The sequence below is a fragment of the Sinomonas terricola genome (assembly GCF_034931225.1).
Taxonomy (GTDB): domain Bacteria; phylum Actinomycetota; class Actinomycetes; order Actinomycetales; family Micrococcaceae; genus Sinomonas; species Sinomonas terricola.
In genome coordinates, this window is the sequence record NZ_JAYGGQ010000012.1 from 1 (window position 1) to 20,244 (window position 20,244).

Below are 20,244 nucleotides of genomic sequence, written 5' to 3' on the forward strand. Positions count from 1 at the left end.
CCCCCGCGTCTCCGGTCCCCGGGGAAGCGCGCGGCCCGCCCGGTGGACCGCCCCCCCCCCGGTCGCCCCGCCGGCGCCCCCCCCCCCCCCCCCCCCGCGCCCCCCCCCCCGCGGGGGGGGGCGCCCCGCTTCTGGCCTTCAGTTCGTCAGGCAGGCTGGACTCCGGGCTGGGCGTCGATCCACGTGGCGAGCCGCTCGATTCCCTGCTCAAGTGAGAAGCGGGGCTCCCAGCCGAGGATCTCCTTGGCCGCCGTGACATCTGCCCAGGCGTGGCGGACGTCGCCCTGCCGGTACTGGCCCGTGACGTGGGGCGCGGGCGCGCCGTAGTGGCGGGCGATGATCTCGGCCGCTGTGCCGATGGTCTGGAACTCGCCGGAGCCGATGTCGATCGGCTGCCCCGAGACCGTCTCCGACGTCGCGCCAGCGACGATTGCTGCGGCCACGTCGTCGATCAGAATGAAGTCGCGGCGGACCTGACCGTCCTCGTAGAGCGGGATCGACTTGCCGCCCATTGCCATGCGGCAGAAGAGGCTCATGATGCCCGTGTACGGGTTGATGAGCGACTGCCCGGGGCCGTAGACGTTTTGAAGGCGCAGCACGACCGTCTCGACGCCGTACGCCTTCGCCCACGTCTGGAGGACATTCTCTTGGGCCAGCTTCGTGGCGCCATAGACGCTCACGGGCGCCGGCGCGACGTCCGCCGCCCGCATGGCCGTCGGCTCGGAAGCTGGGAAGTCCCACTGCGCCTGGTCCAAGGTCTCGCTCGTGCGCTGTCCGGGGTAGTACTGCGTGCCGTCGGCGCGCCGCCATGCGCCTTCGCCGTACACGGCACGGCTCGAGGACAGTACGATGCGGCGCGGGAGCTTGCCGTGGCGGTTCAGGCCGTCCAAGAGCTGGGACGTGCCGACGACGTTCACGAGAGCGTGCCTGGTCGACTCCTCGAGCGACTGTCCGGTGCCCGTTTCGGCGGCGAGGTGGATGACGACGTCGGGCGTGACCTCGGCGAGGACACGGTCCCACGTGTCGGCGTCGGCGACGTCGCCGACGATGAGCTCGGCCCCGTCAGCGAGCTCTGCCGGGCGTTCGCCGCTTGCATGGATCTGCGGGTGGAGGTTGTCGACGACGACGACGCGGTCGAAGGCATCGACTAGGGCCGAGGAGATCGCGCAGCCAATGAAGCCAGCTCCTCCGGTAACCAAGACCGTCCCGCGGGCATATCCGCTTGTCTCGAGTGTTGCCATGGGGTATGTCCCTCTCGATTCTCTAGTTTCCGAAGGTGTGGCGCGTGAGCGCCTTGACGGCAGGGAGGTTGCGCGAGGCGACCGCCTTTGGAAGGAGGCTCAAGGCGTGCGCGCGGGACGTGAGGCGCAGACGAGCGCTGAGCGCGGCACGGGCCCAGCCGAGTTCTTCGGCTTGGGAGGCCGCAAGGGAGAAATAGTCCCGTTCGCCGGCGAAGCGCGAGCCGTCGACGAGTTTGGTCGACGACGCGCTGGCCGAGTGCCTCCGGTACTGGAAGCAGACGCTCGGCTCGACGAGCAACTGGTCGCCGCGATAGATCATGTCCATGATGAGGGCCAGATCCTGGATGATGGGGAAGCCGTCGCGGAAGTCGACTTCGCGGAGCTTGTCCGTCCGGAAAGCCAACGACGGCCAGTAGAGCCAATCGCCATGCAGGAGATTCGACGCGATCATCTCGCCTGAGAGGAGCTGCACCCCGCCGCCACGGGGCTTGACGAACTTCTGCTTCACGGCGTCGACGAGGGTGCTTACGACGGCGCCGTTCTCGTCGATCACCTCGACTCCCGGCTGGATAATTGCTGCGTCTGGGAAGCGCTTGTGCGCGTCGAGAATAACGTCCACGTAGTTTGGCAGGAGCACGTCATCGCATCCGAGGATGACCATGACCTCTTCGGAAGCCAGCGAAACACACGTGCGATAGTTCTCGGTGATTCCCTCGTTCTGGTCTTTGCGGATGTAGGTGATGCGGTCGTCGCCGAGCGCCGCGACGAAGTCCTTGATCTCGTCCGAGGGGTAGGCGTCGTCAACGACCGTAAGCTTCCAGTCGCCGTTGTTCTGGGCGAGGACGCTATTGACGGTGACCTTCATGTAGCCGGGGTCGCCCCAGTAGGGGATGAGGATGTCCAGGGCCATCGGGCAGTTCTCCGTGGTCGGTGGGATGGTGGGGTCGGTCAGCTTGCTTCGCTGTCGGCGTCGCGCAGGGGTTGCTCGCAGGCTGCCAGGGCCTCGACTCGAGCCTCGAGCCGCTCTATCTGCGCGCGGAGGATCGCGGCCTCTTCGGCGAGGATTCGGGTCTCGTCCTCAACGACTGAGATCTCCCACGAGAGGTGGAGGCACACGCCCAAGGCCAGAAGAATGCTGAGCGCGAACAGCAGATTGGACGGGACCTGAACGCCGAGCGTGCGGGCGACCAGTGCGAGCAATTGCGGGAACGCGGCCAGGATGAGGGTCGCGATGCCGACAACGAGCCAGAGTGTGGCGTACTTCTCGCGGAACTTCTTCCGCCGCAGGAGCTCGATGACGACGGCGACGATGACGAGGGCGAGGACGAAAGCTGAGTAAACGGCCACGGTCAGACTCCTGCAGCGGTGAGGTCCGAAGCCGGCAGGCTGGATCGTTTGCGGGTTAAGGCGAAGAGGAGGGCAAAGACGGATCGCCCGAGGTAGATCGCCGCCTTCACAGGATGGTGGCTCGGGGTTCCGCCCTGACGCGGACGCATTTCGACCGGGATCTGGGTGACGACACAGCCCGACTTGATGGCGACGACGAGGGAGTCGATCGTGTCCCCGAGGTACTCGGCGGGGTAGTGGTCGATGAACTGCGCAAGCCCGCGCCGGTTGACGGCCTTGAATCCGCTCGTGACGTCCGTGAGGCGAGTCCGGGCCAAGCCCGAAATCACTTTCGCCAGGAACACCATGGCCCACTTGCGTGGCCCGCTGACCTTGTAATCGCCTCGGTTGGCGAAGCGCGCGCCGATGGAGATATCGGCGCGCTGGAGCCCCTCGAGGACGAGCGCAATGTCACTGGGGTTGTGCTGGCCGTCGGCGTCCACCTGGATTGCCGCGTCGTAGCCGTTGCGGACCGCGTACTTGAATCCGGCCCGCATGGCGCCGCCGACTCCGAGGTTGTACGGAAGGTCAAGGACCGTGGCTCCGGCGTCCCTTGCGACTTTAGCCGTGGCGTCCGTCGACCCGTCATTGACGACGAGGACATCGTAGGGGCCTGGCTGGGCGAGGACTTCGCGGACCGTGGTGCCAACCGTTTCCGACTCATTCCAGGCAGGCATGATCACGAGCACACGCAAAGGGGGACTTTGGAGCATGATTCCCAATCTATCGCAGACCGTACCTTCGCCTGATGTAAAGGCCGTACGCGGCGCCGTAGACCCGGGGAAATGCTCGCAGGAAGCCGGCGGCGAAGGCCAGCACGGGAGCGGCCTTGAGCGTCGCCCACAGCCGTGCAATTGTCAGCTGCTGCCGACATTCTGCCAGGGTCTGCCGCACATCGGCGGAGTTACCTCCTCGTGCCATGGCCGATTGGGCGACGAGCATGGCCACGAGCACATTCATGGTCGCGTACGGTCCTGCGAAGCGGCCAGAACGGAAGCGCTGGTCGAGGCCCTGCTCGAGGTGACCCAGTGCGGCAACAGTGTCCTGCATGGTCGGTACGCGGCCCCACGTAAGGCTCTGCCCCGAGATGTAGTACTTGCACACGGGCTCGGACACGGAGACGACGCGTCGCGCCGAGGAGTAGACGAGGATGTTCATCGTCATGTCTTCGAAGCGAGCGGCGCCTTCGGCAAACCTCAGGCCGTCGAACATGGACCGGCGGAAAAGCTTGTCCCACGGGAACGGCGTGAGCTGGTCGAGCATCGCGAGCCTGCAGGCCTCTTCGCCGTCGAAGACTCCTTGGGCCTTTGACGCGGCCGGGGCGACCGAACCGTTGGCCTGCACGACGAGCCTTCCGGCCACAACGACGTCGACCTCCGGGGACGCCTGAGAAAGCATCGTCTGGTGCCACCCGGGCAGCCACTCGTCGTCGCTGTCAAGAAAGGCGACCCATTCGGTCGTCGTCCGGTCAAGGGCCGCGTTGCGGGCCGCGGAAACGCCTCGGTTCTTCGACTGGGTGAGGACCTCGACCCGCGAATCCCCGTCAGCGAGGCGCCGCGCAACCACCCCAGTCTCATCCGGTGACGCGTCGTCGACAATCAGGACTCGAAGGTCAGGATCCTCTTGGGTCAGGATGCTTGCGACCGCTCGCTCGAGTGTTTCGGCTGCCTTGTACGCGGGGATGATGACAGTCACCTTCAGGGTGTCACTCATGCTTTGCCTCCCGTGGTCGGTGAAGCCTCGTGGGAGGCGGCCGTGATGCCAAGAAGGTGGACCACGACGCCGGCCAAAGGCCCGAGCCCGAGCGCGAGAGAGCATCGAACGCCGAGCGGCAGGGGGCATAGGAGGAGCCCGACCGCGACCACCGTCGCCGTCACCCATCCGGTCGAGTAGATCCTATGGCGTCCCAGTGCGAGCGTGGCGGTGCCGCTGAGCGTGACCGCCGCCATGAGGGCGGCGTCGAATGTGAGCGCGGCCAGCAAGTACGGGCCGACGTCGAAGCGTCCCGGGAACAGCACGGACATGATCCACGGACCGAGCAGACCAGCGGCGACCGCGCCTACCGCCCCCGTCGCAGCGCAGAAGGCCAGAGGCTTGACGAGCGCCGCCACGCCGCGGCTCCGATGGGCCACGAAGGCCGAGACAGCCACGCCCTGGAAAGCTTGCAGGGGGACCATGATCGGTGCCCTCGTGAGCTGGATCGCGAGCAGGAGGCCGCCCGCCGACGCGATCTCGGCCGAACTGCTCGTCGCGCCGAGAAGAACCGGGAAGCCGACGATGAGCACCGCCGTCGACAGCGCGGAGAGAATTGCGTGCCCGGTGGTCTGCCAGAGCCGCGCCCGGTCGACGTCGGCCCGTGCTGCGGCAGCCCGGCGCGCCTGTCCCGACAGGGCGATGAAGCCGAGCCAGACGACTGCTGCTGCGGCGGCGCCTGCTTCGAGGCCGAACAGTCCGGCCCCGATCAGAGCGAGGCCAGCGATGAGGAGCAGCCGGACGAACGATTCGGCGCCCATGAGGAGCGAATAGAGTCCCCAGCGTTGATATCCCGCGGATGCCCCTGCGAGCGCCGCGTGTCCGGAATATGACACCGCGGCCGCGGCCATGACGAGGATGAGCGGGAGCCATGCCGTCCCAAGGATCCGCGGGGCCCACAGGGGGCTCGAGATGCAGCCGACGAGGGCGATGAGCCCTCCGGTCACGATGGCGTTGGGCAGGACTCGGGCGCGTCGCGAGCCCACGCCGGAGGAGTGTTCGACGCCGGTCCGGACTGCGCGCGTTGTCTCCTGCTGGATCCCGCTCAGCGTTCCGAACGTGCCGAACAGCGCTCCCCAGAACACCGAGAACGCCGCAAAGTCAGGGCCGGAGAGCGAGTTGCCAGCGATGATCATGATGACCAAGCTCGAGCCGGCGGCGACGATCGAAGCTAAGCCAACACCCGATGCCCCGCGGCTGTTGATGGTCTTTTCGCCGTCTGCGGCGGGAGCGTTTGCGGACGGCATGGCTACTTGCTCCCGGGCGGATCGATCAAGGGGACCATGAAGTCCCATGCCGTGATCTGGCATTTGTCCGTCCGCTTGAACGAGGTGCGGATGAGCTGGCCGTTCGCCCTTCCGAAGACGTCGGCCACTTGCGGTCCGCCGTCGATCTTCTTGCAGTTGTCTGAAGGAACAGGTGTCGTGAGCGATGTCACGTTTGCCTTCACGAACGCGCAGGCCTCGTTGCCATCGGCGCGAGTGCTCGGCTGGACCGCTTTCCCGTTCTGACACACGACGCGAGAGGTGACGGGGTCGACGGCGTTGCCTGGGACAAGCGTGATCGTCAGATCGATCTCGGGTTGACCGGTTGCCGCGGGGTAGAGGGACGTGTGGGGCGACGCGGAGCGGGAAGAAGGGGCCGGGGAAGTCGGAGAGTCGTCATTCGGCGGGGCCTCGCACCCGGACACTCCAAGTACCACCAGCGCCGCGACAGCCGTGAGCGCTGTTGCGGGGCCGATCTTCATGTGCGCCTCCTCCTGTCTGCTCAGCAGCCCAGCCTACAGGAGGCTGCTCGGTCAGGCGTGACGGCGGGGGCGCAGGTAGGCTTGTGCCCATGCGCAGACTGCTCGTGACCGGTGGCGCCGGGTTCATCGGCTCGAATTTCGTCCACTACGTTCTCGGCCACACGGACCATCACGTCATCGTCCTGGACAAGCTGACGTACGCCGGCAACCTCGAATCCCTCAAGGGTCTTCCCAGCCAGCGATTCCGCTTTGTCATGGGTGACATCACCGATACCTCCCTTGTCGACGAGCTTGTCGGAAGCGTTGACGCCGTCGTGCATTACGCCGCCGAGAGCCACAACGACAACTCGCTCCAGGACCCGCGCCCGTTCCTCGACACGAACATCATCGGGACGTACACGCTCATCGAAGCCGCCCGGAGGCATGGGAAGCGATTCCACCACATCTCGACAGACGAGGTATACGGCGACCTCGAGCTCGACGATCCGGAGCGCTTCACGGAATCGACCCCGTACAACCCCTCGAGCCCCTACTCGTCGACGAAGGCAGGCTCGGATCTTCTTGTCCGCGCCTGGGTTCGTTCGTTCGGTCTCGAGGCCACGATCAGCAACTGCTCGAACAACTACGGGCCCTACCAACACGTCGAGAAATTCATCCCGCGTCAGATTACGAACGTGATCGACGGTGTGCGCCCGAAGCTATACGGCAAGGGCGAGAACGTCCGCGACTGGATCCACGCGGACGACCACTCCTCGGCCGTCCTCACGATCCTTGACAAGGGCAGCACCGGTGAGACCTATCTCATCGGAGCCGACGGCGAGAAGGACAACAAGTCGGTCGTCGAACTGATCCTCAAGGCCATGGGACAGCCCGTCGACGCCTACGACCACGTCATCGACCGCCCCGGCCACGATCTGCGCTACGCGATTGACTCCACGAAGCTCCGAACTGAGCTCGGGTGGGAACCCCAGTACCGCGACTTCGAGGCTGGCCTCGAGGCGACTGTTCAATGGTACCGGGAGAACGAATCGTGGTGGCGGCCGCAGAAGGCTCAAACCGAGGCGAAGTACAAGGAGCAGGGCCAGTGACGGCGTCAGGGCACAGGTCAGAGCACAACATCGAGTTCTCCAAGCCGCTCGCCGCGCACGAGACGCCTATTCCCGGCGTCGTCTTGTATGACCTGCCCGTCCACGGCGACAACCGTGGGTGGTTCAAGGAGAACTGGCAGCGCGAGAAGATGCTCGCGCTTGGCCTGCCCGACTTCGGGCCCGTGCAGAACAACATTTCCTTCAACGAGAAGGCCGGAACGACGCGTGGCATCCACGCGGAGCCGTGGGACAAGTACGTTTCCGTTGCGACCGGGCGCATTTTCGGCGCTTGGGTGGATCTCCGCGAGGGGTCGACCTTCGGCGCCGTGTTCACCGCCGAGCTCGACCCCTCGAAGGCGATCTTCATTCCGCGTGGGGTTGGCAACGCGTTTCAGACGCTTGAGGACGGAACGGCGTATACGTACCTCGTGAACGACCATTGGTCGGCCGCTGCGCAGAGCCAGTACACGTTCCTCAACCTCGCCGATGAGGCCGCCGCGATCGAGTGGCCCATTCCGCTCGAGCAGGCCGAACTCTCCGACAAGGACCGGGCCCACCCGTCGCTTGCCGACGTCACTCCGATGGCGCCCCGCAAGATTCTCGTCTTGGGGGCCGACGGCCAGCTCGGCAAGGCGCTGCGCAAGACGTACGACGGCGACGCGAACGTAGAGTTCGCGGCGCGCGCGGAGTTCAACCTCACCGATCCGGCCTCGTACGCGAGCCGCAACTGGAAGAGCTACTCAACGATCATCAACGCGGCGGCCTACACGGCGGTCGACAAAGCCGAGACCCCCGAGGGACGCCGCGCCGCGTGGGCGATCAACGTCACGGCCGTCGCCCGCCTCGCGCGCGTCGCCGTCGAGCACGGGCTGACTCTCGTCCACGTCTCGAGCGACTATGTCTTCGACGGGACCGCGGAGGTCCACGACGAGGACGAGCCGTTCTCGCCGCTCGGCGTCTACGGCCAGACGAAAGCCGCGGGCGACGCCGTCGTCTCCGTCGTGCCGCGGCACTACATTGTTCGGACATCGTGGGTTATCGGAGAAGGCAACAACTTCGTCCGGACCATGGCCGCCCTCGCCGCGAAGGGCGTCAAGCCCTCCGTGGTTAACGACCAGGTCGGTCGACTGTCGTTCACCGACGACATCGCCGCCGGAATCCGGCACCTTCTCGACACTGAGCAGCCCTTCGGGATCTACAACCTGAGCAGCGACGGCGAGCCTCGGTCCTGGGCGGATATCGCGAAGGACGTATACCGCCTTTCCGGACACCGTGAGGACGAGGTCTCCGGCGTAACGACGGAAGAGTACTTCCGGGGGAAGCACGCTGCGCCGCGCCCGCTCGTGAGCACGTTCACGACCGCGAAGCTGGCGGGGACCGGCTTCGGTGTCCAGGACATGGGTGAACGACTTGCGGACTATCTGGGCGGCCGCGCCTGATCCGGCGCAAGAGACTTCGAACAACCGCGCCCGCCGAGCATTGCTTCGGCGGGCGCGACGGCGTTTCTGGATCCAGGTGGTCTTTCTAGTTCCAGCTCGCGTTGACTGAAAGGTTTCCGTTGACGTCGTAGGTGACGTACCAGCCGCCGTTGCGCACGATTCCGAATGTTGCGCGCGTCGCGCTCGGGTTCCATGCTCCCACGACCGGCTGGTCGCTCCCGATGCCGAACGCGAAATAGCGGTCGATGTTGCCCCACCAGATGCTGTTCTGGAGCATCCAAAGACCGTCCCGAACAATGCCAGGCGTGTCGTAGCCGTTCCCGAGCCAGTCGCCCACAATCGGCTTGTCAGTATTTACGCCGAAGTAGAAGTCGCGAAAGACGTACGGACTCGTCGTCGACTGCGCGAGGATCCATTCGTTTCCTCTCACGACTCCGATCGACGCTGGTCCGGGCCCGCTCCAGCGGCCAACGATCGGTCTGTCGGAACCTATACCGAAGTTGACGGCTCGGAATACCCACGGATTGGTAGCGTCGTTTGCCAGGAGCCATTGTCCGTTTCTCACAACTCCGATTCCGTCGGTTCCGCTGCCGGTCCAGTCGCCGACGATGGGGAGGTCCGTCGAGATTCCGAAATTGAAGCAGCGGTTGACATTGAATGGCATTTGCAGGCACCAGTAGCCGTTCTGCGCCCATCCGGCGTAAGTCAGGCCGTCGCCACCCCACTTGCCTGAGAGCAGCGTCGCCCCCGCAGGGGTCTGCAGGGAAGGCCTAACGTCGGCGTGCGAGGCGAGAGCCTGAAGCTGCCCGTACGAGCCATTGAAGACATTCTGATCGCCCGGGAACACCGAGCCGGCGCCGTCGTTGTACTGCCACATGGTGTATGTCGGCCACGAGCCCGGGATGTACGGACCGGTGCTGTTGTAGGCGGCAAGCCATACCGGGTTTGACTGGCTGAAAGCGTTCGTTCCGCCGAGGCACTGCTGCCAGAAATAGTAGCCCGTGTAGATCATCGGGGCTTTGGTCGTCCGGTTGAGCATTGTCTGCACGAAGTCCCGGGTCCACGATGTCAGTTGGGCTGGGGTCATCCCGTAACACTGATCTGTTCCGTACGCAGCTGGCTGCGCTTCCAAGTCAAGCGCGGGGGGCAGCGTAATTCCGTCGGGGCTCCAGCCGCCGCCTGAATTCAGAAACACATTGGCCTGCGTTGAACCGCTCGAAAGGTTAGGGCGAGCGAAGTGGTAGGCGCCACGGATCATTCCGGCGTTGGCGGAGCCGTTGTACTGCTGGGCGAAGTAGTCATTGAGAGTCCAGTTGCCCTCAGAGGCTTTGACGTAGGCAAACACGGCTCCATTGGCTCTCGCGCTCGTCCAGTCAACGTTGCCCTGCCACCCGCTCACATCGATGCCCATCGGCATGCCGTCCGTAGAGGGCGGCTGGCCCGGGGCCAATGAGCTGGGCACCGCGAAGTGGGATGCGAGAACGGACTTCCCTCCGGAAGGTGCGCCCGCTGAGGGCGAGGTTTGCTGATTCTTTGCTTGGGCAGCTGGCTGCCCGCGACCGGCACGCATCACCGCGCCGCCGCCGCTAGGTTTGCCAGAACGGTCGACGGTCAGGCTCGGCTGCCCGTCGGGAGCTGATGTTGTCGATGGGCTAGCGGGTGGGGCGGGGGCGCCCTGCGCTCGACCTGAAGGCAATGAAGTCGCGGTTGGTGCGGAAGACGCTGTAGCCGACGGACTTGGAGTCGTTATGGAAGCGGCTTGTGCGCACAACGGCGAAAGCATCATGGCGCCAGCCAACAGCGAAGATGCAGCGAGTCGGATACGGCGGCTCATCGACAGAACTCCAGAGTAGGGGCAGGGAGCTCGGCCCCCACCTCCCCAGGCCAAAGCATAAGGCACCTGTTACGGATGTTTCTAGTGATGCGCAAGTTAACACCGGCGCTGCGTATCGCCCAGGCTGACTCTGACCCTCCCGTAGGCTACCGATATGCCTCAGAGCTCACGTATCACGAAGGCCGTCATCCCCGCGGCGGGTCTGGGCACCCGCTTCCTCCCGGCAACGAAGGCGATGCCGAAGGAAATGCTGCCGGTCGTCGACGAACCTGCGATCCAGTACGTTGTCGCCGAGGCGGCGAAGGCAGGCCTGGACAACGTGCTGATGGTCACCGGCCGCAGCAAGCGGGCGCTCGAAGATCACTTCGATCGCGTTCCCACGCTCGAGACGATTCTCGAGGAGAAGGGGGATACGGCCCGCTTGGCCGCAGTGCGGGAGGCGAGCAATCTTGGCGACATCCACTATGTTCGCCAAGGAGATCCCCTGGGTCTCGGCCATGCAGTGCTCTGCGCGAAGCGGCACGTCGGCAATGAACCGTTTGCAGTTCTTCTTGGCGACGACCTGATTGATGCCCGTGACGAGCTTCTGAGCGAGATGATCCGCGTGCAGCAGACAACCGGCGGGTCGGTGATTGCTCTCATGGAAGTCGAGCCAGAAAAGATCTCGGCGTACGGCTGTGCCGACGTGATGGCGGTCGACGGCGAGGATTTTGTCAAGGTCAACGGATTGGTGGAAAAGCCTGCGGTTGAAGACGCCCCGTCGAATCTTGCGGTGATCGGCCGCTATGTTCTGAACCCCGCCGTCTTCGACATTCTCGAGATGACGGCGCCGGGTCGGGGTGGCGAGATCCAGCTCACTGACGCGTTGCAGACTCTCGCCGCTGGCGACGGCGAGGGAGGCGGCGTCTACGCGGTGGTCTTCCGCGGGCGCCGTTATGACACTGGGGACAAGGTCAGCTATCTCAAAGCTGTGGTGACGCTGGCCGTCGAACGTGAAGATCTCGGGCCCGAGCTGCGGCCGTGGCTGAAGGAATTTGCTGCTGCACTCTGACGCATTGCCCCCGCGATCAGAGCTGGCGAGACTGGTCGTATGGGATCTGCCACTACTGCTGCGGACGCGATCGGCGTATACGTCGATCGTTACCTGGACAAGCTCCTCGAACTGATTCCTGCCGCGGCACTTGGCGACGTCGACGCGGTCCATGACGCGCGGGCGGCGCTCCGGAGGGTGATCTCGGTGCATCGCGGCTATGGGGGCGAGCTGTTCAAGGTGCGGAAGAAGAAGCTTAAGGGGGCGCGCGCCGTCGTCCGTCATCTCGGTTCGGTGAGGGATCCCCAGGTCGCTCTGCAGAGGCTCTCCGAGCCTCCGCTGCCGCAGGACGTCGCGAGCCTCCCGGCATTGCGGCGGGCCCTGGTCGACCAGGCCGACCTGGGCCTGAACCGGCTGCGTCCCAAGCAGCTTCGCCGTCAGTCGCGCAAAGCTGCCAAGGGCCTCCGGCTCGAATCCTCGGAAGTCGGCAACGAGGCGGTCGTAGATCTCCTGCAGCAGCAGTGGGACATTTGCGAGCAGCTCAGGACCGAGGCCGAAGCCTTCCCGCCCGGTGCCGCGAGATGGACGCAGCTTCATCTCGAACGAAAGGCACTCAAGCGGCTCCGCTACATGGCGGAGGCTCTTGAATCGTGGGCGGAAGACCGCGCGAGCGGACTCGCCGACGCAGCCCGGGAGCGTCAGGACTCGCTGGGCGCGCTCAACGACTGCTGGCAGCTTGAGCGCTGGCTCGTCGATTCGATCCGCCTTCGTGGCGTTACCGAGGAGGACATTGTCCGTCTGTTGGGTGCCGAGGATGGTGCGCTCCGAGCGTGCGACGGCGACTACCGAGACCTTGCATCTGCCTCGCTCCCGTCGTGGGACCGTCAGCGTTCGGCGAGCTGAGTTATCCACAGACGAACCAGCCGGTGCCTAACAACTGCCTAAGATCCGCTAGGCTGGTCGAGTCGGCCGGGGGGCCGGCCCGCTGCGGCTTCGCACCGTCTGCAGCGTTGGGGGAGCAGCATGGCGCTGCGTTGGGGGTTGCATGGACGCCATACAGATCGTCGAAACCGAAGTGCGCGAGCTCGTACGCCTGCGCGGCATCGACCCGTTTCACGACGGGACCGAGGTCCGCCGGCTCATCGACGAAGCGGTCGCGGACTACGACGAACGAGCACTCCTAGGGGCTGTCCCCCCGGTCGGCGCGATCGAACGCGCACGCAAACAGGTATTCGATGCGGTGGCCGGATATGGTCCCCTTCAACCGCTCCTCGAGGATCCGACGATCGAGGAGATCTGGATCAACGCGCCGCATGAGGTTTTCGTAGCCCGCAGCGGCGAGTCGGAACTCACATCGGTGACGCTCACCGACCAGCAGGTGCGGAATCTGGTCGAGCGGATGCTCAAGACTTCGGGGAGGAGGCTGGACCTCTCGAGCCCGTTCGTCGACGCGGCATTGCCTGACGGGTCCCGCCTCCACGTCGTCATTCCCGACGTGACGAAGCGCCACTGGGCGGTGAACATCCGCAAGTTCATCGCCCGCGCGTCTCGTCTCGACCACCTCGTCGAGCTCGGCTCCTTGACACCGGAGGCCGCGCGGTTTCTGGCCGCGGCAGTCTCCGGCGGCCTCAATGTCCTGGTCTCGGGGGCAACGCAGGCAGGCAAGACGACCATGCTCAATTGCCTCGGGGCGTCGATCGGCTCGCGTGAGCGGGTCGTCACTGTGGAGGAGATCTTCGAACTGCAGTTTCCGCTCCGGGACGTAGTCGGCCTGCAGTGCCGCCAGCCGAACCTCGAAGGCACGGGAGAGATTCCCCTGAGACGGCTTGTGAAGGAGGCCCTGCGGATGCGCCCGGACCGGCTCATCGTGGGGGAGGTCCGCGAGGCCGAAAGCCTCGACATGCTCATTGCCCTGAACTCGGGCTTGCCCGGAATGTGCACCGTCCACGCCAACTCGGCCCGAGACGCGGTGACCAAGCTCTGCACGCTGCCTCTTCTCGCGGGAGCGAACATTTCGAGTTCATTCGTCGTGCCCACGGTGGCCGCATGCATTGACTTGGTTGTGCATTGCGCTCGGCGCCCCGACGGAACACGGCGTGTCGAGGAGATCCTCGCGGTCGGCTCCCGGGTGGAGAACGGCGTCATTGAGACCACTTCGGTGTTCGCACTCGACGGAGGAGCGCTGCGGCCCCATTCGGCCGGCGTTCCGAAGCCCGAGAAGTTCGCGCGAGCTGGCGTTGACGTGGCGGCCTTTCTTGGAGCCGCCTGATGGCCGCGATCGTGGGTCTCATGGGCGGCATCGGACTGTTCTTCGTGTGGTGGGCGTGCTGGGCGGTTCCTCCTCCCGCGCCGCGGACGCCCCGCGAGGGACGGATTGCCGCGCTTCTGCGACGCGCGGGCATCGACCGCGTGACGACGGCTGGCTTCGTTGCCTCGGCCGTGGGCCTCGGCTTGTTCGTGGCCTTGAGCCTCTTCGTCGCGACGTCGGCATGGCCGGTGGCCGTGTGCTTCGGCTTGTTCGCGTCTTGGCTTCCCGTCGCTGCAGTGCGGTGGCAGGCCCGGCGGCGCGCTGCGCTCCTTCGCGAGCATTGGCCCGACGCTGTCGACCACCTTCGTTCCGCGATTCGCGCTGGCCTGCCCCTCCCGGAGGCTCTCATCCAGCTTGGCCATAAGGGTCCCGCACCTCTTCGTCCCGTGTTCCTCGAATTCGCTGCTGATTATCGGGCGGGTGGGCGCTTCGGTGCAGCCTTGGATCGGCTCAAGGGGCGGCTCGCGGATCCGATCGCCGACCGCATCGTCGAATCCCTGCGGCTCACCCAAGAGGTAGGGGGATCAGACCTCGGGCGACTCCTCGGAACGCTTGCAGAGTTTCTCCGCGAGAGCGCGAGGACGCGAAGCGAACTCGAGGCCCGTCAGTCATGGACCGTCAACGGCGCAAGGCTCGCCGTTGCCGCCCCATGGGCTGTCCTCCTCATGCTCGCCACACGCCCCGAGGCCATGGTCGCCTACTCCAAACCGATCGGGATGGCTGTGCTGGGCGGGGGACTTGCCGTCTCGGTCGTGTGCTATCGGCTCATGCTGCGCATCGGAGCCTTGCCCCGCGAAGAACGGGTTCTGGGATGAGCGGAATCACTGGCTTGGCTGCCCTTGCCGGAGCAGCGCTGGGGCTCGGTCTCTGGCTCGTCTATGTCCGGCTTCCCGCGATGCGGCGGATCACTTTCGCTGACCGTGTGGCTCCCCAGCTGCGTTCGGTCGATGCCTCCTCGCGGCTCCTCCGTGACATTCCAGGCCCGGTCCTTCCCTTCGGGCCGCTTGAGCGGATCGCGCGGCCCATGCTTCGCGAGGCTGTTGCGGTACTTTCCCGTTTCAACCTGGGCAGCTCAGCGCTTTCAAAGCGACTCGCGGAATCCGGCTCGCCGAAGACTCCTTTCGACTTCCGCGCAGAGCAGCTCGTCTGGTCGGGCGTCGGCTTCGCTGCTTCGACGGCGGTTGCGGTGTGGCTTGCTCTGTCGGGGCGGCTCAACATCCTGACTGGCGTGCTCATGGTCTTGGGCGCCGCGGTGGCGGGGTTCGTGGCGAGGGACTACGCGCTCAGCTCGGTCATCCAGCGCCGACGCCACCGCATACTCGCCGAATTTCCGGCTGTTGCGGACATGATGGCCCTCGCGGTCGGAGCCGGCGAGACGGCCGGGGGCGCGCTCGAACGAACCTCGCGCCTGACACAAGGGGCCCTGGCTCAGGAATTCCGGCTCGTCTTGGCGGACATGCGGTCGGGGAGTCCGTTGGCGCAGGCCCTTCACGGCATGGCGGATCGAGTCGGCCTATCGCCGATCACACGTTTCGTCGACGGACTCGTCGTCGCTGTCGAGCGCGGAACCCCGCTCGCCGACGTCCTGCGGGCCCAAGCCCAGGATGTGCGCGACCTCGCAAAGCGGGAGCTCATGGAGGCTGCGGGGCGCAAGGAAATCGGAATGATGGTGCCGCTCGTATTCGGCATCCTCCCGCTCACCGTGCTCTTCGCCGTGTATCCCGGCATCGCGGCCATCACCATTGCGACCTAACCACCTTCACACCACACACAGGGGGAGACATGAACAGGATCTTTGGTCACGCGGCGATCGCGTGCCAGTCGACCGCCAGCGCGGCGTTCCGGATCATCGGGGGCGCACGGGATGACCGCGAACGGGGCGATGTGCCCGGCTGGGTGATGATCACCTTGATGAGCGCTGTGCTCGTGATGGGCCTTCTCGCCATCGCGTCGCCCACGCTCGAGGGACTCTTCAAGCAGGCCATCAGCAAGGTCAGCAAGTAGGCCGGGATGCGTTCTTTGGGTGCAGGAGAGCGCGGATCGGCGCCTGCCGATTTCGTGCTCGTGGGCAGCCTCGCCACGGTGCTCGCGCTGGGCATCGTTCAGCTGGCCTTGATCCTCCACATGCGGAACTGCCTAGTTGACGCGGCGGCATCGGCGGCTCGGTACGGCTCGTTGGCAGACCGAAGCCGCGACCAAGCGCGCGATCGAGCCGAGGAGCTCGTGACGTCCTCGGTCGGCTCCTCCTATGCGTCGGACATCTCGGTCCTCGATGCGAAGATCGGCGGCGTCGACGCGGTAGAGGTCAGAATCCGCGCGCCGCTCCCGATCATCGGACTTCTCGGACCAGCTGGGACGATCGAGGTGGCGGGGCATGCCCCTGCACTCTGAGCTACGGGAACCAGACGGTTGGCCGTCGCGGTCAAGGCCCGGGCCCGACCGCGAATCCGGAGGCGCGGCCGTCGAATTCGTGATGCTGGGCGCGTTGCTCATGGTGCCGATCGTGTACTTCATCCTCGGCGTAGGGATACTCCAAGGGGCGTCGTTTGCGGCCGCGGGAGCGGCCGATCACGCGGCGAAGGTCTTCGTGCGGGCCGAAAACCCCGTGTCCGGACAGGCCGCAGCGGAGGCCGCACTCCGCATGGCTGTCGCAGATTTCGGCCTCGTCGAGGCGTCCGCCTCGCTTGAAATCTCGTGTGATCGGCCCATGTGCCTCGAATCCGGGACGGCCGTTAGCGTCACGGTTGTCGTGGAGGCGCCGCTTCCACTTGTTCCGGCGCTCGGTGACGCTCAGCTCGCGGCCGGGCGAGTGAGCTCGAGCGCGACGCAGATCGTGGGGAGGTTCCGCTGAGACCCAGGGCGCCGGGCGACGGATCCGGCCAGCTCGCGATCCTCCTGATCGGCTACGCGGTCCTCTGCCTGCTCGTGGTCGGAGCAGTGATTGGGGTGTCCGCAGTCCACATCGAGCACAAGCGGCTCCTTTCAGCGGCCGACGGCGCCGCGCAGGCAGCCGCTGACAGCTTCACCTTGGCTGACGCGGCCCAAGCGCAGGGACTGCCCGCCGCGGCGCTCGGCACGGACCGGGTGCGTTCTGTCGTGAACACCTACCTCGCGCGCGACGTGGCAGCAGCGAGGCTCGAGGGCCTCGCCGTCGAAGGCGCCACTGGATCGCCCGACGCACGCAGCGCCCAAGTGACCCTCTCCGCCGTCGCCCGTCTGCCCCTCATCGGCATGGTCATGCCGGACGGCGTGCCGATCCAGGCGACGTCAACTGCCCGGGCGAGGCTCACACGCTAGCCGATGGCGTAGGCTTGAGAGGCTATGGCTGAGATCGACTTTCCCGCAGAAATCCGCGCCCTTCGCTCGACCCACTCGTCAATCGAGCAGGTGACCGACGTCGAAGCGCTGCGCGCCGAAATCGCCGAACTCAGCGAGGCCGCGGGCGCCCCCGACCTGTGGGACGACCCGAGCAAGGCCCAGCAGGTGACGTCGCGCCTCTCGCACCGGCAGTCGGAACTCGAGCGAGTCGAGCGGCTCGGAACCCGCATCGACGACCTCGAGGTGCTTGTCGAGCTCGCCAACGAAGAGGGCGACGCCGATTCCCTCGCGGAAGCCGCCAAGGAACTTGGGTCTATCAGCAAGGCACTCGAGGAACTCGAGGTCGTCACGCTGCTCAACGGCGACTACGACGAGCGCGAAGCCGTCGTGACGATCCGCTCGGGTGCCGGCGGCGTGGACGCCGCCGACTTCGCGGAGATGCTCCTGCGCATGTACCTGCGGTGGGCCGAGCGGCACGGCTACTCGACCAAGGTGATGGACACCTCGTACGCGGAAGAAGCCGGCATCAAGTCGGCCACGTTCGAGGTCAACGCGCCCTTCGCGTATGGAACGCTCTCGGTCGAGGCCGGGACCCATCGCCTCGTCCGCATCAGCCCCTTCGACAACCAGGGCCGCCGGCAGACCTCCTTTGCCGCGGTCGAGGTGATCCCGCTCATCGAGCAGACCGACTCGATCGAGATCCCCGACAACGAGATCCGCGTCGACGTGTTCCGCTCGTCGGGCCCGGGAGGGCAGTCCGTCAACACGACAGACTCCGCCGTGCGGCTCACTCACCTTCCGACGGGCATCGTGGTCTCGATGCAGAACGAAAAGTCCCAGATCCAGAACCGTGCGGCAGCGATGCGCGTGCTCCAGTCGCGGCTCCTCCTGCTCAAGAAGGAGCAGGAGGACGCCGAGAAGAAGGCACTCGCGGGAGACGTCAAGGCGTCGTGGGGCGATCAGATGCGCTCCTACGTCCTCAACCCGTATCAGATGGTCAAGGACCTCCGGACGGAGCACGAGGTCGGGAATCCTGCATCCGTGCTCGACGGGGAGATCGACGACTTCATCGACGCCGGCATCCGCTGGCGCGCGGGCCAGCGCCAAGGCGCCGAAAACTAGCCCGCGAGCGTGAGCTCGGGTCCGCGGCACCTGCGCCGTGGGAGAGACATTGCCCGTCCCGCGGCGGGAGGGTGAGGACTCCGCCGTCGAGCGTGGAGAAGATCCCGGAAACGGCAAAGTTCTCCCAAGACTTCTCCAAGGACTCGGCAACACGCCGGGGATGACCTCCTCGAAAGTCCCATTCCATGCATATAGTCGAGCAGCCGGCGCATTCCGTCCCCCCGACTGCGCCCGTGCGCCGGTGTTGGATGCGGCGACGCGTCCCGCCGGGCCGGAAGTGCCATGATTCGCTTCGACAACGTCACAATGGTCTACGACAAGAAGGCCAGGCCCGCGCTGGACTCGGTATCGATCGAGATCGAGCGCGGCGAGTTCGCGTTCCTCGTCGGCCCGTCCGGCTCCGGAAAATCGACTTTCCTCCGTCTCGTCCTGCGTGAGGACCGCGCTACCGCGGGGGCGGTGTACGTCGCGGGCCAGAACGTCGCCCGGCTTTCGAGCTGGCGGGTTCCGAGGCTCCGCCGGGGCATCGGCGTCGTCTTCCAGGATTTCCGCCTCCTCCCACAGAAGACCGTCTTCGCGAACGTCGCGTTCGCGATGCAGGTCATCGGCAAGAACCGAGGCGTGATCCGCGAGACCGTCCCCGAGGTCCTCAAGACGGTCGGCCTCGAAGGCATGGGCCACCGCATGCCGCACGAACTTTCTGGCGGCGAGCAGCAGCGCGTCGCGATCGCGCGCGCCGTCGTCAATCGTCCCGGAATCCTGCTCGCCGACGAGCCGACGGGAAATCTCGACCCCACCACCTCGCAGGGGATCATGCAGCTGCTCGACAAGATCAATCAGAACGGCACGACTGTCGTCATGGCGACGCACGACGACGACATCGTCAACTCGATGCGCAAGCGCGTCGTCGAACTCGGCTCGGGGAAGATCGTCCGCGACGAGGCGAAGGCGCTCTACACGTCGATGATGCCGGCCCTGCGTCCGCGCCGCCTGGACGATCCGCCGGCCGACGGAGGACGCGAACCCGTGCCCTCGCCGTCGGGCGCCGGCGAGGAGGAGATCTGATGCGGCTCGCGTTCATCCTCGGGGAGATCGCAAGCGGTCTCCGTCGGAACCTCTCCATGGTCGTCTCGGTCATTCTGGTGACGTTCGTGTCCCTCACGTTCGTCGGCGCGGCCGGAATGCTCCAGCTCCAGATCAGCCAGCTCAAGGGCTATTGGTACGACAAGGTCCAGGTCGCGATCTTCCTGTGCGGCCCGGGTTCGACATCGGCGGGCTGCGCGGGCGGGTCGGTCACCCCGGACCAGCAGAAGTCCATCCAGGCGCTCCTCGATTCGCCTGCCGTCGCCCAGTACGTCAACGACTACCACTTCGAATCCCAGTCCGAGGCCTACCAGCACTTCAAGGAGCAGTTCGCGAACTCGCCGATCGTGGACTCGGTGACCCCGGACCAGCTCCCCGCGTCGTTCCGCATCAACCTCAAGGACCCCGAGAAGTACCAGATCATCAGTGAGACGTTCTCTTCCCGCCCCGGCGTCGAGACCGTCATCGACCAGCGGCAGCTGCTCGAGCGCCTCTTCACGATCATGAATCAGGCCTCGGTTGTGGCGATCGTCATCGCAGGGGTCATGATCGTGTGCGCGATTCTCCTGATCGGCACCACGATCAGGCTCTCCGCATTCAGCCGTCGCCGCGAAACTGGCATCATGCGACTCGTGGGAGCCTCGAAGCTCGTGATCCAGCTGCCATTCGTGCTCGAAGGCGTCATCTCCGCCGTCGTCGGGGCAGTGTTGGCCTGCGCGACGCTGTGGGCGGTCGCGAAGTTCTTCCTCGGCGACGTGCTCGCGAAGCAATACCCGGACACGGCCTTCATCTCCCCGGCGCAGGTGCTCATCCTCGTGCCGCTGCTCATCGGTCTGAGCGTCGTCCTCGCGGGCGTCTCATCCCTCGTGACCCTCCGACGCTACCTGAAGGTCTGA

Annotated in this window: 22 protein-coding genes; 14 read left to right on the forward strand and 8 right to left on the reverse strand. The window is 65.8% G+C overall.

Annotation, left to right across the window (positions count from 1 at the left end; genetic code table 11):
* Window positions 1-146: 146 nt before the first annotated feature.
* Genes SPF06_RS14905 through SPF06_RS14935 form a run of 7 tightly spaced genes read right to left on the reverse strand, consistent with a single transcriptional unit; the run spans window position 147 to window position 6,126 of the window.
* Window positions 147-1,241 (reverse strand): NAD-dependent epimerase/dehydratase family protein, encoded by a 1,095-nt coding sequence (locus SPF06_RS14905; RefSeq protein WP_323279915.1) that lies wholly within the window; start codon window positions 1,239-1,241, stop codon window positions 147-149.
* 22 nt (window positions 1,242-1,263) lie between these two features.
* A complete protein-coding gene (locus SPF06_RS14910) occupies window positions 1,264-2,151 on the reverse strand; it encodes a glycosyltransferase (RefSeq protein ID WP_323279916.1) in 888 nt (295 codons plus the stop codon).
* Window positions 2,152-2,189: 38 nt separating this feature from the next.
* Window positions 2,190-2,588, reverse strand: a complete 399-nt coding sequence (locus tag SPF06_RS14915; protein WP_323279917.1) for a DUF2304 domain-containing protein — start codon at window positions 2,586-2,588, stop codon at window positions 2,190-2,192.
* 2 nt (window positions 2,589-2,590) lie between these two features.
* The gene (locus SPF06_RS14920) at window positions 2,591-3,340 is read right to left on the reverse strand and encodes a glycosyltransferase family 2 protein (RefSeq protein ID WP_323279918.1); all 750 of its coding nucleotides are present in this window, start codon (window positions 3,338-3,340) and stop codon (window positions 2,591-2,593) included.
* Window positions 3,341-3,350: 10 nt separating this feature from the next.
* Entirely contained in the window at window positions 3,351-4,340 is a 990-nt protein-coding gene (locus tag SPF06_RS14925) for a glycosyltransferase family 2 protein (RefSeq protein WP_323279919.1), read from the reverse strand.
* Window positions 4,337-5,626: a polysaccharide biosynthesis protein gene (locus SPF06_RS14930; RefSeq protein ID WP_323279920.1), complete on the reverse strand. Its 1,290-nt coding sequence runs from the start codon at window positions 5,624-5,626 to the stop codon at window positions 4,337-4,339. Before SPF06_RS14930 ends, SPF06_RS14925 begins: the two co-directional genes overlap by 4 nt.
* A 2-nt stretch (window positions 5,627-5,628) precedes the next feature.
* Window positions 5,629-6,126, reverse strand: coding sequence for a hypothetical protein (locus SPF06_RS14935; protein ID WP_323279921.1), 498 nt, complete (start codon window positions 6,124-6,126; stop codon window positions 5,629-5,631).
* 89 nt (window positions 6,127-6,215) lie between these two features.
* On the opposite strand from SPF06_RS14935, the gene rfbB reads away from it, so the two are divergent.
* The gene (rfbB, locus tag SPF06_RS14940; protein WP_323279922.1) at window positions 6,216-7,214 is read left to right on the forward strand and encodes a dTDP-glucose 4,6-dehydratase; all 999 of its coding nucleotides are present in this window, start codon (window positions 6,216-6,218) and stop codon (window positions 7,212-7,214) included.
* A complete protein-coding gene (locus SPF06_RS14945; RefSeq protein ID WP_323279923.1) occupies window positions 7,211-8,653 on the forward strand; it encodes a bifunctional dTDP-4-dehydrorhamnose 3,5-epimerase family protein/NAD(P)-dependent oxidoreductase in 1,443 nt (480 codons plus the stop codon). The genes rfbB and SPF06_RS14945 overlap by 4 nt, the downstream gene beginning before the upstream one ends.
* A gap of 85 nt (window positions 8,654-8,738) precedes the next feature.
* On the opposite strand, the gene SPF06_RS14950 is transcribed toward SPF06_RS14945, so the two are convergent.
* Complete coding sequence (locus SPF06_RS14950) at window positions 8,739-10,070, reverse strand: GH25 family lysozyme (protein WP_323279924.1); 1,332 nt, start codon at window positions 10,068-10,070, stop codon at window positions 8,739-8,741.
* A gap of 571 nt (window positions 10,071-10,641) precedes the next feature.
* On the opposite strand from SPF06_RS14950, the gene galU reads away from it, so the two are divergent.
* The 12 genes from galU to ftsX all read left to right on the forward strand — a co-directional run bounded on the left by galU (window position 10,642) and on the right by ftsX (window position 20,244).
* Window positions 10,642-11,538, forward strand: a complete 897-nt coding sequence (gene galU / locus SPF06_RS14955; protein ID WP_323279925.1) for a UTP--glucose-1-phosphate uridylyltransferase GalU — start codon at window positions 10,642-10,644, stop codon at window positions 11,536-11,538.
* 39 nt (window positions 11,539-11,577) lie between these two features.
* Window positions 11,578-12,420 (forward strand): CHAD domain-containing protein, encoded by an 843-nt coding sequence (locus tag SPF06_RS14960; protein WP_323279926.1) that lies wholly within the window; start codon window positions 11,578-11,580, stop codon window positions 12,418-12,420.
* 142 nt (window positions 12,421-12,562) lie between these two features.
* Window positions 12,563-13,786 (forward strand): TadA family conjugal transfer-associated ATPase, encoded by a 1,224-nt coding sequence (locus SPF06_RS14965; protein ID WP_323279927.1) that lies wholly within the window; start codon window positions 12,563-12,565, stop codon window positions 13,784-13,786.
* Complete coding sequence (locus SPF06_RS14970; protein ID WP_323279928.1) at window positions 13,786-14,640, forward strand: type II secretion system F family protein; 855 nt, start codon at window positions 13,786-13,788, stop codon at window positions 14,638-14,640. The genes SPF06_RS14965 and SPF06_RS14970 overlap by 1 nt, the downstream gene beginning before the upstream one ends.
* Complete coding sequence (locus tag SPF06_RS14975) at window positions 14,637-15,578, forward strand: type II secretion system F family protein (RefSeq protein WP_323279929.1); 942 nt, start codon at window positions 14,637-14,639, stop codon at window positions 15,576-15,578. Before SPF06_RS14970 ends, SPF06_RS14975 begins: the two co-directional genes overlap by 4 nt.
* A 29-nt stretch (window positions 15,579-15,607) precedes the next feature.
* Window positions 15,608-15,829 carry a hypothetical protein gene (locus tag SPF06_RS14980; protein WP_323279930.1) on the forward strand — a complete coding sequence of 74 codons (222 nt, stop codon included), beginning with the start codon at window positions 15,608-15,610 and terminating at the stop codon, window positions 15,827-15,829.
* Window positions 15,830-15,835: 6 nt separating this feature from the next.
* Window positions 15,836-16,216: a TadE/TadG family type IV pilus assembly protein gene (locus SPF06_RS14985; RefSeq protein ID WP_323279931.1), complete on the forward strand. Its 381-nt coding sequence runs from the start codon at window positions 15,836-15,838 to the stop codon at window positions 16,214-16,216.
* Window positions 16,200-16,676 carry a hypothetical protein gene (locus SPF06_RS14990; protein ID WP_323279932.1) on the forward strand — a complete coding sequence of 159 codons (477 nt, stop codon included), beginning with the start codon at window positions 16,200-16,202 and terminating at the stop codon, window positions 16,674-16,676. The genes SPF06_RS14985 and SPF06_RS14990 overlap by 17 nt, the downstream gene beginning before the upstream one ends.
* 38 nt (window positions 16,677-16,714) lie before the next feature.
* On the forward strand, window positions 16,715-17,122 hold the full coding sequence (locus SPF06_RS14995; protein WP_323280074.1) for a pilus assembly protein TadG-related protein: 408 nt from the start codon (window positions 16,715-16,717) through the stop codon (window positions 17,120-17,122).
* Window positions 17,123-17,146: 24 nt separating this feature from the next.
* Window positions 17,147-18,265 (forward strand): peptide chain release factor 2, encoded by a 1,119-nt coding sequence (prfB, locus tag SPF06_RS15000; RefSeq protein ID WP_323279933.1) that lies wholly within the window; start codon window positions 17,147-17,149, stop codon window positions 18,263-18,265.
* 282 nt (window positions 18,266-18,547) lie between these two features.
* Window positions 18,548-19,330, forward strand: a complete 783-nt coding sequence (gene ftsE, locus SPF06_RS15005; protein ID WP_323279934.1) for a cell division ATP-binding protein FtsE — start codon at window positions 18,548-18,550, stop codon at window positions 19,328-19,330.
* On the forward strand, window positions 19,330-20,244 hold the full coding sequence (ftsX, locus tag SPF06_RS15010) for a permease-like cell division protein FtsX (protein WP_323279935.1): 915 nt from the start codon (window positions 19,330-19,332) through the stop codon (window positions 20,242-20,244). Before ftsE ends, ftsX begins: the two co-directional genes overlap by 1 nt.

Bases quoted from the DNA above. Each gene is read 5' to 3' on its own strand.
- SPF06_RS14905 (WP_323279915.1), bottom strand. From the start codon at position 1,241: ATGGCAACACTCGAGACAAGCGGATATGCCCGCGGGACGGTCTTGGTT.
- SPF06_RS14910 (WP_323279916.1), bottom strand. From the start codon at position 2,151: ATGGCCCTGGACATCCTCATCCCCTACTGGGGCGACCCCGGCTACATG.
- SPF06_RS14920 (WP_323279918.1), bottom strand. From the start codon at position 3,340: ATGCTCCAAAGTCCCCCTTTGCGTGTGCTCGTGATCATGCCTGCCTGG.
- SPF06_RS14925 (WP_323279919.1), bottom strand. From the start codon at position 4,340: ATGAGTGACACCCTGAAGGTGACTGTCATCATCCCCGCGTACAAGGCA.
- SPF06_RS14930 (WP_323279920.1), bottom strand. From the start codon at position 5,626: ATGCCGTCCGCAAACGCTCCCGCCGCAGACGGCGAAAAGACCATCAAC.
- SPF06_RS14935 (WP_323279921.1), bottom strand. From the start codon at position 6,126: ATGAAGATCGGCCCCGCAACAGCGCTCACGGCTGTCGCGGCGCTGGTG.
- rfbB (WP_323279922.1), top strand. From the start codon at position 6,216: ATGCGCAGACTGCTCGTGACCGGTGGCGCCGGGTTCATCGGCTCGAAT.
- SPF06_RS14950 (WP_323279924.1), bottom strand. From the start codon at position 10,070: ATGCCGATGGGCATCGATGTGAGCGGGTGGCAGGGCAACGTTGACTGG.
- galU (WP_323279925.1), top strand. From the start codon at position 10,642: ATGCCTCAGAGCTCACGTATCACGAAGGCCGTCATCCCCGCGGCGGGT.
- SPF06_RS14960 (WP_323279926.1), top strand. From the start codon at position 11,578: ATGGGATCTGCCACTACTGCTGCGGACGCGATCGGCGTATACGTCGAT.
- SPF06_RS14965 (WP_323279927.1), top strand. From the start codon at position 12,563: ATGGACGCCATACAGATCGTCGAAACCGAAGTGCGCGAGCTCGTACGC.
- SPF06_RS14970 (WP_323279928.1), top strand. From the start codon at position 13,786: ATGGCCGCGATCGTGGGTCTCATGGGCGGCATCGGACTGTTCTTCGTG.
- SPF06_RS14975 (WP_323279929.1), top strand. From the start codon at position 14,637: ATGAGCGGAATCACTGGCTTGGCTGCCCTTGCCGGAGCAGCGCTGGGG.
- SPF06_RS14980 (WP_323279930.1), top strand. From the start codon at position 15,608: ATGAACAGGATCTTTGGTCACGCGGCGATCGCGTGCCAGTCGACCGCC.
- SPF06_RS14985 (WP_323279931.1), top strand. From the start codon at position 15,836: ATGCGTTCTTTGGGTGCAGGAGAGCGCGGATCGGCGCCTGCCGATTTC.
- SPF06_RS14990 (WP_323279932.1), top strand. From the start codon at position 16,200: ATGCCCCTGCACTCTGAGCTACGGGAACCAGACGGTTGGCCGTCGCGG.
- prfB (WP_323279933.1), top strand. From the start codon at position 17,147: ATGGCTGAGATCGACTTTCCCGCAGAAATCCGCGCCCTTCGCTCGACC.
- ftsE (WP_323279934.1), top strand. From the start codon at position 18,548: ATGATTCGCTTCGACAACGTCACAATGGTCTACGACAAGAAGGCCAGG.
- ftsX (WP_323279935.1), top strand. From the start codon at position 19,330: ATGCGGCTCGCGTTCATCCTCGGGGAGATCGCAAGCGGTCTCCGTCGG.